Source organism: Thalassospira tepidiphila MCCC 1A03514 (genome assembly GCF_001662875.1).
In the GTDB taxonomy this organism is placed as follows: Bacteria; Pseudomonadota; Alphaproteobacteria; order Rhodospirillales; family Thalassospiraceae; genus Thalassospira; species Thalassospira tepidiphila.
In genome coordinates, this window is the sequence record NZ_JPVZ01000005.1 from 172,181 (window position 1) to 185,947 (window position 13,767).

General features: G+C 54.0%; 14 protein-coding genes and 1 tRNA gene. 3 read left to right on the forward strand and 12 right to left on the reverse strand.

What is annotated here, in order from left to right; genetic code table 11:
* Window positions 1-24 precede the first annotated feature (24 nt).
* The 5 genes from TH4_RS12895 to ccsA form a co-directional block, all read right to left on the reverse strand.
* Entirely contained in the window at window positions 25-2,301 is a 2,277-nt protein-coding gene (locus TH4_RS12895) for a sensor histidine kinase NtrY-like (RefSeq protein ID WP_064781422.1), read from the reverse strand.
* Window positions 2,298-3,746 carry a nitrogen regulation protein NR(I) gene (gene ntrC, locus TH4_RS12900; protein WP_008891087.1) on the reverse strand — a complete coding sequence of 483 codons (1,449 nt, stop codon included), beginning with the start codon at window positions 3,744-3,746 and terminating at the stop codon, window positions 2,298-2,300. Before ntrC ends, TH4_RS12895 begins: the two co-directional genes overlap by 4 nt.
* Window positions 3,743-4,888 carry a two-component system sensor histidine kinase NtrB gene (locus TH4_RS12905; protein ID WP_008891088.1) on the reverse strand — a complete coding sequence of 382 codons (1,146 nt, stop codon included), beginning with the start codon at window positions 4,886-4,888 and terminating at the stop codon, window positions 3,743-3,745. The genes ntrC and TH4_RS12905 overlap by 4 nt, the downstream gene beginning before the upstream one ends.
* 56 nt (window positions 4,889-4,944) lie before the next feature.
* Window positions 4,945-5,955, reverse strand: coding sequence for a tRNA dihydrouridine synthase DusB (dusB, locus tag TH4_RS12910; RefSeq protein WP_064781423.1), 1,011 nt, complete (start codon window positions 5,953-5,955; stop codon window positions 4,945-4,947).
* Window positions 5,956-6,230: 275 nt separating this feature from the next.
* A complete protein-coding gene (ccsA, locus tag TH4_RS12915) occupies window positions 6,231-7,037 on the reverse strand; it encodes a cytochrome c biogenesis protein CcsA (RefSeq protein WP_063089477.1) in 807 nt (268 codons plus the stop codon).
* 116 nt (window positions 7,038-7,153) lie between these two features.
* On the opposite strand from ccsA, the gene TH4_RS12920 reads away from it, so the two are divergent.
* Window positions 7,154-8,359 carry a bifunctional 2-C-methyl-D-erythritol 4-phosphate cytidylyltransferase/2-C-methyl-D-erythritol 2,4-cyclodiphosphate synthase gene (locus TH4_RS12920; protein WP_083997101.1) on the forward strand — a complete coding sequence of 402 codons (1,206 nt, stop codon included), beginning with the start codon at window positions 7,154-7,156 and terminating at the stop codon, window positions 8,357-8,359.
* Window positions 8,360-8,442: 83 nt separating this feature from the next.
* On the opposite strand, the gene TH4_RS12925 is transcribed toward TH4_RS12920, so the two are convergent.
* The gene (locus tag TH4_RS12925) at window positions 8,443-9,006 is read right to left on the reverse strand and encodes a septation protein A (RefSeq protein WP_064781425.1); all 564 of its coding nucleotides are present in this window, start codon (window positions 9,004-9,006) and stop codon (window positions 8,443-8,445) included.
* Window positions 9,007-9,069: 63 nt separating this feature from the next.
* Window positions 9,070-9,426 (reverse strand): divalent-cation tolerance protein CutA, encoded by a 357-nt coding sequence (gene cutA, locus TH4_RS12930; RefSeq protein WP_008891093.1) that lies wholly within the window; start codon window positions 9,424-9,426, stop codon window positions 9,070-9,072.
* 103 nt (window positions 9,427-9,529) lie between these two features.
* On the opposite strand from cutA, the gene TH4_RS12935 reads away from it, so the two are divergent.
* Window positions 9,530-9,775: a hypothetical protein gene (locus tag TH4_RS12935; protein WP_064781426.1), complete on the forward strand. Its 246-nt coding sequence runs from the start codon at window positions 9,530-9,532 to the stop codon at window positions 9,773-9,775.
* 119 nt (window positions 9,776-9,894) lie between these two features.
* Window positions 9,895-10,473 (forward strand): histidine phosphatase family protein, encoded by a 579-nt coding sequence (locus tag TH4_RS12940; protein WP_209272183.1) that lies wholly within the window; start codon window positions 9,895-9,897, stop codon window positions 10,471-10,473.
* A gap of 46 nt (window positions 10,474-10,519) precedes the next feature.
* Here TH4_RS12940 and TH4_RS12945 read toward each other — a convergent pair.
* From TH4_RS12945 to plsX, 5 genes are all read right to left on the reverse strand, one after another.
* Window positions 10,520-10,596, reverse strand: a tRNA-Pro gene (locus TH4_RS12945).
* Window positions 10,597-10,664: 68 nt separating this feature from the next.
* On the reverse strand, window positions 10,665-11,135 hold the full coding sequence (locus TH4_RS12950) for a MerR family transcriptional regulator (RefSeq protein ID WP_425329900.1): 471 nt from the start codon (window positions 11,133-11,135) through the stop codon (window positions 10,665-10,667).
* A 24-nt stretch (window positions 11,136-11,159) separates the two neighbouring features.
* Window positions 11,160-11,450 carry an integration host factor subunit alpha gene (locus tag TH4_RS12955; protein WP_008891097.1) on the reverse strand — a complete coding sequence of 97 codons (291 nt, stop codon included), beginning with the start codon at window positions 11,448-11,450 and terminating at the stop codon, window positions 11,160-11,162.
* A gap of 155 nt (window positions 11,451-11,605) precedes the next feature.
* Window positions 11,606-12,577 (reverse strand): beta-ketoacyl-ACP synthase III, encoded by a 972-nt coding sequence (locus TH4_RS12960; RefSeq protein ID WP_064781429.1) that lies wholly within the window; start codon window positions 12,575-12,577, stop codon window positions 11,606-11,608.
* A 41-nt stretch (window positions 12,578-12,618) separates the two neighbouring features.
* On the reverse strand, window positions 12,619-13,698 hold the full coding sequence (gene plsX, locus TH4_RS12965) for a phosphate acyltransferase PlsX (protein WP_063089467.1): 1,080 nt from the start codon (window positions 13,696-13,698) through the stop codon (window positions 12,619-12,621).
* Window positions 13,699-13,767 lie beyond the last annotated feature (69 nt).

Genomic DNA, 13,767 nt, shown 5'->3' on the forward strand with positions numbered 1-13,767 from the left:
CTTGTTTCGATTTTGACAACTAAATCAATTGCCTGAGGAATGTGCGTCCGAAGCCACACTATCAATTTCGGCTTCTACAACCTTTGGGAAAGATAGCGTAATCGTAGCTCCGCTTTCAACGCCGTCGGAGAGTATAAGCTCTCCACCATGGTCTTCCATGATTTTCTTTACGATCGCCAATCCAAGCCCGGTTCCCTTTGATCGGGTGGTGACATAGGGCTCGGTCAGGCGTTCGCGATGCTCTGCTGGAAGACCTTTGCCGTTATCCGACACCGCCACAAAAACGCGTTGATTGTCGGGCGACACCGCGACTGAGATCTCGATCTTGCCAGGTGGCAGTTCACCTTCTTCGGGTTTTTCACGGCCTTCAATCGCCTCTGCCGCGTTCTTGAGCGTATTGGTCAGGCATTGATTGACCTGATGCGCATCACATGAAATTTGCAGATCTTCAATGCCACTGCGATCAAAATCATAAGTGATATTGCTGTGTGCCTGTTTTTGCAGGAAGACCGCACTTTTCACCAGCTCACCAATATTTTCCAATCGCATGGTTGGGGATGGCATGCGGGCAAAGCTGGAAAACTCGTCGACCATCCGCCCGATATCGGACACCTGTCGGATGATGGTGTCCGTACAGGTCGTAAAGACTTCCTGATCATCGGTGATTTGCTTAAGATACCGGCGTTTAAGTCGTTCGGCTGAAAGCTGGATCGGTGTCAGCGGGTTTTTGATTTCATGGGCGATACGGCGCGCGACATCAGCCCAGGCCGCCATGCGCTGTGCGGTCTGAAGTTCGGTGACATCGTCAAAGGTCACGACATAGCCAAACACCGTGCCATCATCGGCCCATTCCGCCGTTACACGCGCCATCAGTGTCAGGTTGACACCATCACGCCGGATTTCGATCTGGCGTGGCTTGCTGCGATCCCCCTCGCGGGAAAAATCGTCAAACAGTGGCTGAAACTCCGGAATAACGTCGGTCAGTTCCTGTGCCAGATAATCCTCAAGATCAACACCAAGAAGATCCGATGCACTGCGATTTGGAAGATCAATCTTGCGTGCCGGATCAAGGCCAATCACCCCGGCGGTAACCCCGCCAAGGATGGCCTCGGTAAAGCGACGCCGTTCATCGTTCAGCCGGTTGGCTGCAATCAGTTCATTGCGCTGGGTTTCAAGCTGGGCTGTCATGCGGTTAAACGCACGACTAAGCGCTTCAAGTTCATCCCCCTGCCCGTCAAGCGGCACACGGAAAGACAAATCCCCGTCGCGCACACGCTCCGCGCCGGTAATCAACTGCGACACAGGCTGCACCAAACGGGTTGCCACCATAAGACCCAACGTCACAGCCGCCAAAAGCAGCACGACAGAGATCAGAACGAAGATCATGACAAAGGTAATCACAATCCCCGAACGTTCACCTTCAAGACTTTCATAGGCATCAACCGCACGTCGTGCCTTGTCGATGCGATCCAGAACATTGGGATCAACAAAACGGCCAACCAGCAAGAAAGCGTCAATAAAGCTTGGGATTTTGGCGATTGCGCGGATGCGGTTATCGCTTGATCCGATCATCAGCACGACGTCTTTCTGCCGTGCTTCGTCAAAGACCTCCGGTGGTACCGAAACCTGATTGGTATCGTAGGAAAAACTGTATTCGGATTGGGCAATAATCTGACCAGATCCGTCGACCATCATCACTTCCGGCAACCCGCGCGCCAGCGCCTGATCGGTCAGAAAGTTCGAAATGCGATCCGGACTGGTCGAAAAATTGACACCGAAACGCTGCAAGTCACTGGTGGTTGCCAAGGCATCCGCGCGGATCAGTTCCTGATGTTCGCGCAAATAGGCATCGGCAATCACCATACTTTCTTCAACGGCGGTTCTGATGCGGTCACTAAACCAACCCTGAATACCGAAATGCAGGAAAAGTGCCGAGAATATTGCAACCACAATCGCTGGCGTCACTGCCACCAGCGAAAACATCAGAACCATACGGGTATGAAGCTTGGCCCCGGCAACGCCGCGCCGGCGTTCCACCCAGATCTGGACAAGCTTGCGCGCCACAAGCGTCGCCAAAAGCAACACCAACACAAGGTCGATGTTCAATAGCAACAAAATAAGGCGCGGATCAGGCCGGAATGGCGCCGTCCCCGTCATCGCCAGATAGGTCGCCGTTACCGAAACAAGGGCAGCCGTTACCAATCCGAACGCAAAACGCCGTGACTGTCCCAGCCGCCCCAGAAACCGTACAAAGCCCGACCGCAAGAACCGGTTGGAGATCGAACGGTCGGTATTATTCATTTCGTGCCCCTGACGACTTCCAGTCCAAGATCACGGATCTTCTTGCGCAGCGTATTGCGGTTAAGGCCAAGAACCTCTGCGGCCTTGACCTGATTGCCCCGCGTTGCTTCCAGCGTCACATTCAAAAGTGGACGCTCCATTTCCCGTAAAATGCGATCATAAAGACCGTTCGCAGGCAGATCGTCATCATGGGCATCAAAATATTCGCGAACATGGCGTTCGATGGATTCTGAAAGCGACTGCGGTTCCGCAGTCGGCGCGGCTTCGCTGATATTGTTCTCGGAAAACTCGGTCTCGATGACATCGACACCGATAACATCATGCGAATAAAGTGCCGTCAGGCGACGCACCATGTTTTCAAGTTCGCGGATGTTGCCCGGCCAGCGGTGCGCTTTTAGGCGCGCCATCGCCTCGGACGACAGCGTTTTGCGCGGAAGACCTTCTTCGCTGGCCTGCATCAGGAAGTGGTTGACCAGTTCCGGAATATCTTCCAGCCGTTCACGCAGCGACGGCAGACGGATCGGCACGACATTCAGGCGATAGAACAAATCTTCACGGAACGTGCCTTCACGGATCAGCTTGCGCAAATCACGGTGCGTGGCCGCAACAATGCGCACATTGACCCGAATGGGCGTGCGTCCGCCAACGCGGGTGTACTCACCTTCCTGCAATACGCGCAGCAAGCGGGTCTGGGCTTCAAGCGGCATGTCGCCGATTTCATCAAGAAACAGCGTGCCGCCTTCGGCCTGTTCAAACCGGCCGACCTTGCGTTCATTTGCACCGGTAAAGGCGCCTTTTTCGTGGCCGAACAGCTCGCTTTCGATCAATTCGCGCGGGATGGCGGCCATGTTGATGGCAACAAACGGACCATGACGGCGTCCGCCATATTCATGCAATGCGCGTGCAACCAGCTCCTTGCCAGTACCGCTTTCGCCCGTCACCATCACGGTCAGGTCGGTATTCATCAAACGCGCCAGCGCACGATAAATTTCCTGCATCGCCGGCGAACGGCCGATCAGTGGCAGGCGATCATCGCCCTCCTCATCCTCGGACTTGCCGGTTTCATTTGCCTGCGGCGTCTCAAGTGCGCGATCAACAATCCCCATCAACTCATTAAGATCAAATGGTTTTGGAAGATATTCAAACGCACCGCGCTGGGCGGCCTTCACCGCCGTCATCAGCGTATTCTGAGCACTCATGACAATAACGCGAAGGTCCGGGCGCAGCTTGCGAATGCGCGGCACCATATCCAACCCGTTCTCGTCAGGCATCATCACATCGGTAATCACCAGATCGCCATCCCCATCGGCGATCCAGTCCCAAAGTGTGCGGCCATGGCCAGTACTGCGGACTTCGTGTCCCTGACGCGACAATGCCTGCGTCAGAACAGTGCGAATGGCCCGATCATCGTCGGCAACCAGAATTCTCGCAGGGCTCGTACTCATGCGGTTTCTTCCCTGTTATTGATTATGATCGGATCAGCGGCCCCCTCGGCCAATGCCCGATTGTAAATTGGCAGCATGATTTGAAACTCTGCACCTCCCCCGGGTACATCTTTCACTTCAATCACACCGCCATGGTCATTGATAATTTTCGCAACCAGCGCAAGGCCAAGTCCCGATCCGGTCGGTTTTGTCGTCACAAACGGGTCAAACAGGCTTTCACGCATGTCTTGTGGAATACCCGGTCCATTGTCACGCACCGACACCACCAGCGGCAGGTGAACACGTGCGTCACCGCCAGCCACGGCAAGGCGGATACCATGCTGATAGCGGGTCGAAATGGTAATAACACCGTCCTTCGGATCGACCGCCTCACCGGCATTCTTGATCAGGTTCAAGAACACCTGAACAAGCTGATCACGATTGCCAAAAACCGGCGGCAAGGACGGATCGTAGATTTCTTCGAAAGTCAGGTTCTTGGCAAAGCCGTTTTCGGCCAGACGACGCACATGCTCGAGAACCGTATGGATATTGACAGCCCCGCGCTCCAGCGGCTTGTCAGAGAAAATCTCCATCCGGTCAACAAGTTCGACAATGCGGTCAGCCTCATCACAAATCAGGCGCGTCAGCACGCGATCATCTTCGTTGCTGGTTTGCTCAAGCAACTGCGCGGCACCACGAATACCCGAAAGCGGGTTCTTGATTTCATGCGCCAGAATGGCCGCCATGGCACTGACAGATCGCGCTGAATTTCGGCTCAGCAACTGGTTGTCGATCTTTTGCGCGATCGAACGCGGCTCAAAAGTCAGAACCGCACAATCGCTGTCATCAGGCATGGACCCGACGGTAAGGTTTACCGTGTGCTTGCCGATTTTGGGGCTTTCGATCAGAAGATTATGATCGGCCACCAGGGTTGCCTCATCAACGGCCTGTCTGATCAGGGAAAAAACAGGGCTGTCCTGTGGGATGAAATCCGTCAGGTCACTGCGGCACAGCACGGCGGCACTTGTGTTAAACAGTTGCTCGGTGGCCTGATTGACGAACTTGATTTTGCCATCCCGGTTGGCCACGACAACAGCACTCGCAATCGCGTTCAGAACGCCGGTCGGGTCGACCCCATTGCCTTTTCCAAATCCCAGTCTCATGCATATCTTCCCCGACAACAGTTTTTGACCGTCGCCATATTATTGTTATGAGGTAATCAGGCGGCTGCCTGATCCAGTTTGATTTCGTTTTCGATCAACGGTTCATAGAATGACCGGATTTGATTTTTGACTTCGGCTGGGTCATCCAACACATTGATAACACGACGAAGTTCCGTCGCGTTGCGCAGGCTATTGCAATACCACGCCAGATGTTTGCGGGCGATGCGCACACCCTGACGGCCATGATGATCAATCATCGCATCATAGTGACGCAGGATGGTCTGGAGCTGAATTTCAAGTGTTGGCGCCGGAAGCTTTTTCCCCGTCGCAAGATAGTGCGAAACCTGTGCAAGGAACCACGGACGCCCCTGTGCCCCACGACCGATCATGACCCCGTCGGCACCGGATCGTTCAAGCAGTTCCTTAGCGTCTTCTTCGCTGTTTACATCGCCGTTGCCAAGAACCGGAATTGAAACTGCGTCTTTGACCAATGCAATCGCATCCCAGTCGGCATCGCCCTTATAGAACTGGCAGCGCGTGCGCCCATGAATGGTCAGCATCGCAATCCCCAGATCCTCAGCAATGCGGGCAAGCTTCGGGGCATTACGGTTATCATCATCCCAGCCAAGACGCATTTTCAACGTCACCGGAACCGACACCGCATCCACCGTCGCCTTGATAATATCGGCGGCCAGCTTTTCATCACGCATGAGTGCCGAGCCGGCATAGCCCTTGGTCACCTTCTTGGCCGGGCACCCCATATTGATATCGATGATCATGGCCCCGCGGGCTTCGTTCATCTTGGCCGCTTCGGCCATTTCTTCGGGTTCCGTGCCGGCAAGCTGAACCGAAAGCGGGCTTTCAGCAGCACAATCGCCATGCATTTTACGGACTTCTTTTTCATGCCGCTGGATGCGGGTCATGGCATCCGACGCAATCATTTCGGACACAACAAGATGTCCGCCAAACTGGCGGACCTGTTGCCGAAACGGAAGGTCAGTCACACCTGACATCGGTGCCAGCACAACATTCTCTGGCACATGTACAGAACCGATCTGCAATGACATGAAGGAATTCCAATTGCCTAAAACTTGGGCAGATTAATAAAACTGGCCACGACATGCAACAACTCTCAGCCCGTTGATGCAATTATCGTTGTTTCAAACCTGAAAATTCTAGGAAAATCCGACGAAAGTTCAACATTGGCGGGACTAACCATCCGATCAGGAATGTGTGCCCATGTCTGAATAATGACTAGCAATTATGCATACATCAAAAGGATGATCGTAAAAATTGAGCAAGACCCAACCTGGCTACCCTATCTGGTCACCCTGCTTTCGGGCTAGCCGATAATATAGCCGGTTACCAACCGAACGCCCGGAAACGCCAGGGTCAGAAGCAGCCAGGCCCCAAGAACAAAGCGTACGGCCATGCGCCCACGCAAGGTGGAGCGTTCATGGATAAAGATCAGCACACAAATGGTCGCAAAACCCAGCAAGGTCAGCAGCATCTTGTGGTCGATTTCCCAAAGGCTCTGGCCTTCAACATATCGAAGCGCAAAGCCCGAAATGATCCCGATGATCAGGATCCAGGCGGACCATTTCAAAAACCCGACCAACATGTATTCACTGTCGCGCAGCGGCGGCAGACGTCGGCTCCAGCGGGTCGGCTTGCGTTTTTTCAGGGCATATTCCTGAACGACATAAGCCATTGCCGCAATCGCTGCCAAAGTCACAAGCGCATAGGTGATCAGTGAGCTGCCGATATGCGCCCAGAGCCAACCGGAATAAAGTGCCGGCCCATCCACGGTTTCAGCAACGTTGTTGCCAAATACCCGGAAGACCGCCGCCAAAACCGCGAAAAGAAGCAGATATCCGCCAATATACCCGGCCAATCGCCAGACCTGATGCGGGCCCTTGCAAATCACCAGACCACCAAAGATCAGGATCACAGTCAGTTCCGACCAATGCAGGGCTGCGGCAAAGCCACGGGACTGAACTTCCTCGCCGGTAACTCCCAGCAACACCATCGTGCCGACAGCCGCCAGACAAATGGATGCATAAAGCCAGATATCACGCCGTGGTTCAGGGCGCATGATCTGTCCGGTCAGGGGCAACAGGGCAAGGATATGGATATATGCTGCAAGCATCTTGAAACCCGTTTCAGTCTCCGGGATCAATCGCGACCCCGATATTGCATTTGCCGACTTGGCAAAACCTCCGCAGAAAGATAGCCTGCGGCGCACTCACGACAAGCCATGGCTTTATGTTTATGACCCAAAAAACAGGCGTTGTCATCGTCGCTGCCGGCAGCGGTAGCAGATTTGGCGACCCGATACCAAAACAATATCACATGCTTGGCGGCAAAAGCATTCTTGCACATTGCATCGAATGCTTTGCACGACATACCGATCCCGGCCTTATTCAGGTGGTCTATAATCCCGCCCATCAGGACTGGTATGAAAGCGCAACGGCGACCTTGGATAAAACCGGATTGCTCCCAGCACCAGTGACAGGTGGTGACACCCGGCAGCAATCGGTTCTGAACGGATTGCGCGCCCTTGAGGCCAAGGGTCCGGATATCGTTCTGATCCACGACGCAGCACGCCCGGGGATATCCGATGACGTGATTGATCGGGTTATGACAGCACTTCAGACCCATCCGGGGGCGATACCCACCCTGCCGGTGGCGGATACCATCAAGCAGACAGATCGGGATGGCGTCATCACCAAAACGATTGCACGCGAAACCCTACAACGTGCGCAGACCCCACAGGGGTTTGATTTCAAAACGGTTCTAGATGCGCATCAGAAATTCGAAGGTCAGGAGTTTACCGACGATGCAGCCCTGCTTGAGGCCATCGGGCTTGATGTGATCTGCGTTGCCGGCACCACCAACAATGACAAGATCACCCATCGGGATGATTTTGGCCGGGCACAAAACTGGGCAAATACGACAGACAAGGAAACAGCGCACATGTCGCAAGAAGAATATCGGGCTGGCACCGGATTTGATGTTCACCGCTTCGCGCCGGGGGATCATTGCATCCTTTGCGGGGTAAAAGTCCCGCACAGCGCGCGCCTTGAAGGCCATTCCGATGCCGATGTCGGCCTGCACACCCTGACCGATGCCATTTTGGGCGCGATTGGTGCAGGCGACATTGGCCAACACTTCCCGCCAAGCGATATGCAATGGAAAGGGGCTGCGTCTGACATCTTTCTCAGACACGCAGCCGACCTTGTGCGCAAGCGTGGTGGGCGGATTGTGAATGTTGACGTGACGCTCATCTGTGAACGTCCGAAAATCGGGCCACATACCCCGGCAATGCGTCAAAAAGTCGCGGAAATTCTCGGGATTGATGTGGACCGCGTCAACGTTAAGGCCACCACGACCGAGCGACTTGGCTTTACCGGGCGCGAAGAAGGCATTGCCGCACAGGCGGTCGTCAGTGTTGCCCTTCCGATCAACTGATCAACCGCGCTGACCAACAAACAAAGGGCAGGATCAAAATCCTGCCCTTTTGCATTTCAAGGATATGCGCGCGCATCAGCAGATTAGGACGCGGCCTTGTCACCTTGTTCTTCTGGCAACTGGTGTTTCATCAGCACCGGTACCTGCGCCATGCCAAACACCATGGTGATCGGCATGATGCCCCAAACCTTGAAGGCCACCCAGGTATCGGTGGAGAAATTGCGCCAGACGATTTCGTTGACCACGGCAAGAAACACAAAGAAGAACGCCCAACGCCAGGTCAGAATGCGCCAACCTTCATCGGTTGCCTTAAACGCGCTTTCCAGAACCAGCTTTAGGAACAGTTTTCTTGCTGCCAGTCCGCCAAACAGGATGCTGGCAAACAGCAAGTTCACAATCGTCGGCTTGATCTTGATGAACAATTCATCATCGAGATACAGCGTCAGGCCACCAAACACGATGACAAACACCCCACCGATCAGCGGCATCACCGGGATGGTTCGCGCCAGCGCATATGACGTCGCAAGCGCGACGACGGTGGCGGCGACAAACACTGCCGTTGCTGTCATCAGGTTGGTCGTTGCATTCACCGCAAAAAACAGGACCAACGGCCCCATTTCGAGGGCCATTTTGGTAAGCTGGTTCATTAACTCGTATCATCCCATGGAATAAATTTGCGCCATCCTAGGGGGCATGCCCACCAGATGCAATCACATCAGCCGTGATCCGGATCCCAATTGGGTTTGCAACCATGAAACATAATCGTGATTGCCGCGCCCCAACGGGAGCTCAAGAATACAGGGGACCTCATAAGGATGGTGATCTTCGACCCATTGCGCCAATTCAAGCGCCTTGGTCTTTGACGTTTTAAGGATAACCACCACCTCGGTTTCTTCCTCGACATCGCCATCCCATTCATAGATCGCCGTCATATGCGGCAAGACATTGGCGCAGGCCGCCAGTTTTTCGCGAATAGCACCACCCGCAATCACACGCGCCATATCCATGTCAGGCACCGTAACATACAAAAATGACATCTCACTTGGTTGGAACTCTTCTGGCGTCATTGCGATTGCTCCATGGTTGATAATCCGTCACACTGATCAGGGTCAGGACCTAACATCCGATGTTTGTATCACCAATCATATCATAACGGTGCGAGGAGTACCGATGACGGGGAAAAAACATTCGAAACCGACCGATGTGCAGCTTGAATGGCTGCGCCGTGGTCTCAGCCAGCCCGGTGGCAAATTGCCGCTTTTTGACGGCAATGGCAAACAGATCAGCGAAAAAACGGTTCGAAGCTGTATTGATCATGGCTGGGCGGCACCGTGGTTTGACAACCCTGTCAAACCCGATTGGCTGATCTGCAAGCTGACCGACGAAGGGCGTCGGGTCGCCAGTGCAGGCAATTAAATGCTCTCTCCCCATACGCTTGGCCTGCCAAATCCGCAAAATCCTGACTGATCTGATCCGATCCTGATGATTGCGGGTATCAGACTCATCTTGCTGATGGCAACAGATGGGTAAAGATCATGCCGATATTGCTGCGAAATATGTGCCGGGTGCTTACCGTTCTGGGTGCTTTGTTATGCCTTCCGCAGGCGGCCGCCGCCTCCGACGAAGCATGGCAAATCTGGCAGTCTGACGGTGTTCATGCCCTGATGCGTCATGCCATTGCGCCGGGCACCGGCGATCCGGCGAACTTCACCCTTGGCGATTGCACGACACAGCGTAATCTGGACGACACCGGCCGCCAACAAGCACGTCAAACCGGCGATCGCATCCGCGCAATGGGGATTGAATTAACCTCAATCCTGACAAGCCAGTGGTGCCGCTGTGTTGATACCGCGCGGTTACTTGATCTTGGTCTGGTGACCGAGGAGCCAGCACTAAATTCCTTTTTCCGCAATCGCAGCACAGAAGCGGCACAGACCGCCGAAATCAAAGCAAAGCTTGCCAGCCTTTCCGGTGATGAAAAGCTGTTACTGGTCACCCATCAGGTGAACATCACCGCGCTGACCGACATTTTCCCGCGGTCGGGTGAAATCATTCTGTTCAGGATGTCTGATGATGGCACGGAACTGGACGTGCTTGCGCGCCTGATGCCGTAACATCCCAAGACGCGAAATTTCGCAATAATATCAAAGGGGAGATAATTGGTCGGAGCGAGAGGATTCGAACCTCCGACCCCCTGCACCCCATGCAGGTGCGCTACCAGGCTGCGCCACGCTCCGACCGTAGAGTTGCGCCGTTTGGCGCGGCTCGATAAATAGCGGCGCCACGCCAAAGACGCAAATGGTTTTTATGGATTTTTTTTAACGTCCTGCAGGCCTGTGCGCAGGATCGCCTGAAGTTCTTCGAGTTCGCCCAAAACAGCTTTCAGCGCTGTTTTGTCCGGACCGGAGACACTGGTCATTCCTGACACAGTGGAACCAGGCGCCATATCCGATGCGCCCGTCTCTGCGTCCTGGCCGGTTACAGCGATTTCCGATGGCAACTTACCCTTGTTCTGATCAAGGAGTTTTTGCACCCCCTTGATCGTAAAGCCCTGATCGTGCAGCAGCGTGCGAATATGGGCAAGGAAATCAATGTCTTCTGGACGATAATAACGTCTGCCCCCTGCCCGTTTCATCGGCTGGATCTGGGGAAACTTGGATTCCCAGAACCGCAGGACGTGCTGCTGAAGACCAAGCTCCTTTGCAGCCTCGCTAATTGTGCGAAAAGCAGAGTCAGACTTTGCTGTCCGGCGGGAAGTTCCCGCCGCAGCCCCCAAGTTCGTTTTCATGACTTCTTTTTCTTAAGCGTTAATTCGGGCTTTCAGGACCTGTGAAGGCCGGAAGACAAGCACCTTACGCGGAAGGATCGGTACTTCTTCACCCGTTTTCGGGTTTCGTCCGATACGCTGACCTTTTTGACGAACAGAGAAACTTCCGAAAGAGGAAATTTTTACAACTTCGTCCTTGATCAGTGCCGATGAAATTTCATCGAGAACAGTTTCAAGCAGCTGGGCGGATTCATTCCGCGACAGACCAACTTCCTGATAAACGGCTTCCGCGAGATCCGCACGGGTAATCGTTGTTTCCGACATGACAGGCCGCCTCCTAATTACGGGACTTAATTTACAAGGCTATATCTGGTAGCGAAATCACTCAATATCAACAGGATACAATGCTTTTTGACGGAATGTTGTGAAAATTAAGAATTTCACGTGAATTTGTGTCATTCCGCACAAATGGTCCGGCTTTACCAACGCATTAGCGATGCGCCCCAGGTAAAACCGCCGCCCATGGCTTCGAGCACGACAATATCACCGCGTTTGACACGTCCGTCATGGACGGCCTCGGCCAGTGCCAATGGGATTGACGCCGCAGACGTGTTGGCGTGACGATCAACCGTCACAACCACCTTATCCTTGGAAATACCAAACTTGCGCGCCGTACTATCGAGAATGCGCTGGTTGGCCTGATGCGGCACCAGCCAGTCGATATCGCCGGGCTCAAGGCCGGTATCGGCCAAAACTTCGCGGATAACGCTGGCAAGGTTTGTCACAGCGTGGCGGAAGACTTCCTGACCTTCCATACGCAAATGCCCAACGGTCTGGGTCGCAGATGGCCCGCCATCAACATAAAGAAGTTCATACTTGCTGCCATCAGAATGCAGGCGGTTGGCAAGAATACCAACGTCTTCAATCGTGCCCTGGCCTTCAACGGCCTGCACGACGACAGCCCCCGCACCATCGCCAAACAATACGCAGGTCCGGCGATCTTCCCAATCAAGGATACGCGAAAAAGTCTCCGCCCCGATAACAAGCGCGGTTTTGGCCTGACCGTTACGAATATACATATCCGCCGTCGTCAGCGCATAGATAAAGCCAGAACAGACCGCCTGCACATCGAAGGCAAACCCTTTGACCCCAAGGCGATTTTGCACCTTGGTGGCTGTCGCCGGAAATGTGTTGTCCGGGGTCGCGGTCGCAACAATGATCAGATCAATGTCATCAGATGTGACACCGGCATGTTCCATCGCGCTTTTGGCAGCAGCAAAGGCAAGATCACTGGTGGTTTCACCTTCGGCTGCGATGTGGCGCTGACGAATGCCCGTGCGGGCAACAATCCATTCATCTGACGTGTCAACGCGCTTGGCCAGATCATCATTGGTTACAACGTTTGCAGGCAAATATGAACCGCAACCAATAATGCGAGAACGAGTTGTCATGATTTGGGGACCGCCGGTTTTCTGTTTTTCTGGTGGGTTAATCAGTTGGCTTGACCAACAGGAACGGCAACGTCTTCTTGCTCCGCATTTTCAAGGCCGCTCATGGCCTCTTCAAACAGTGCAAGCTCGTGCTTGATGCTGTCATTGAGGTTGTTCACAATCAGATCGTGGCAAACCCCGATGGCGTTGGAAAAACCAAGCGCGTCAGTTCCGCCATGGCTTTTGACCGCAATGCCATTCAGGCCAAGCAACATGGCCCCGTTGTAACGGCGCGGGTCCATGCGATCACGGAAACGCTGAAGCGAACGACGGGCAAGAAGATAACCGATCTTGGCAAAGAACGAACTTTTGAACGTCTCGCGCAGGAAATGTACCAGCAGACGCGCAGTACCTTCTGCGGTTTTCAGCGCGACGTTGCCGGTAAACCCGTCAGTCACGATCACATCGACCGTACCCTTGGCCAGGTCATCCCCTTCGACAAAGCCCTCAAAACGGATCGGCAGATCAATGTCGCGCAAAATCGCCGCGGCTTTCTTGACCGACTCATTCCCCTTGAGTTCTTCGATACCAACGTTGAGCAAACCGACAGACGGTTTTTCAAGACCAAACAGGATCCGTGTGAACACTTCCCCCATCAGGGCAAACTGCACAAGGTTGTGTTCGTCACATTCGATGTTTGCGCCAAGGTCAAGCATCACCGTCTCGCCGCGCTGTGTCGGCATATAGGTGGCGATTGCCGGGCGATCGATGCCGCGGACAGTTTTCAAAACGAACTTGGCCATCGCCATCAGCGCACCGGTATTCCCGGCAGACACGACACCTTGTGCGTCGCCCTCTTTGACGGCGTTGATAGCAAGTCGCATGCTGGAATCACGGCGCTGGCGAAGCGCGACGGAAGGTTTGTCTTCCATCATGACTTCCTGCGAAGCGTGGCGGATATCGCTGACAGCTTCCAGTGTTGGATATTTGGCCAAAAGCGGTTTGAGTTTCGCTTCATCACCAAACATCAGAAACTTGAGATGGGGCAAACGCTTGAGCGCAATTTCGGCACCAGCCAAAACCATCTCAGGCGCGTGGTCTCCTCCCATCGCGTCAAGTGATATGCAAACCTGTTCAGGCAACGTATTCTCTTATGGTTGTTCTAAAATCTCTGAACCGGGTATCCGGCAGGCAAGCCAATAGGCAAAGCT

Coding starts and splice junctions, on each gene's coding strand:
- TH4_RS12895 (WP_064781422.1), bottom strand. CDS start 2,301: ATGAATAATACCGACCGTTCGATCTCCAACCGGTTCTTGCGGTCGGGC.
- ntrC (WP_008891087.1), bottom strand. CDS start 3,746: ATGAGTACGAGCCCTGCGAGAATTCTGGTTGCCGACGATGATCGGGCC.
- TH4_RS12905 (WP_008891088.1), bottom strand. CDS start 4,888: ATGAGACTGGGATTTGGAAAAGGCAATGGGGTCGACCCGACCGGCGTT.
- dusB (WP_064781423.1), bottom strand. CDS start 5,955: ATGTCATTGCAGATCGGTTCTGTACATGTGCCAGAGAATGTTGTGCTG.
- ccsA (WP_063089477.1), bottom strand. CDS start 7,037: ATGCTTGCAGCATATATCCATATCCTTGCCCTGTTGCCCCTGACCGGA.
- TH4_RS12920 (WP_083997101.1), top strand. CDS start 7,154: ATGTTTATGACCCAAAAAACAGGCGTTGTCATCGTCGCTGCCGGCAGC.
- TH4_RS12925 (WP_064781425.1), bottom strand. CDS start 9,006: ATGAACCAGCTTACCAAAATGGCCCTCGAAATGGGGCCGTTGGTCCTG.
- cutA (WP_008891093.1), bottom strand. CDS start 9,426: ATGACGCCAGAAGAGTTCCAACCAAGTGAGATGTCATTTTTGTATGTT.
- TH4_RS12935 (WP_064781426.1), top strand. CDS start 9,530: ATGACGGGGAAAAAACATTCGAAACCGACCGATGTGCAGCTTGAATGG.
- TH4_RS12940 (WP_209272183.1), top strand. CDS start 9,895: ATGCCGATATTGCTGCGAAATATGTGCCGGGTGCTTACCGTTCTGGGT.
- TH4_RS12955 (WP_008891097.1), bottom strand. CDS start 11,450: ATGTCGGAAACAACGATTACCCGTGCGGATCTCGCGGAAGCCGTTTAT.
- TH4_RS12960 (WP_064781429.1), bottom strand. CDS start 12,577: ATGACAACTCGTTCTCGCATTATTGGTTGCGGTTCATATTTGCCTGCA.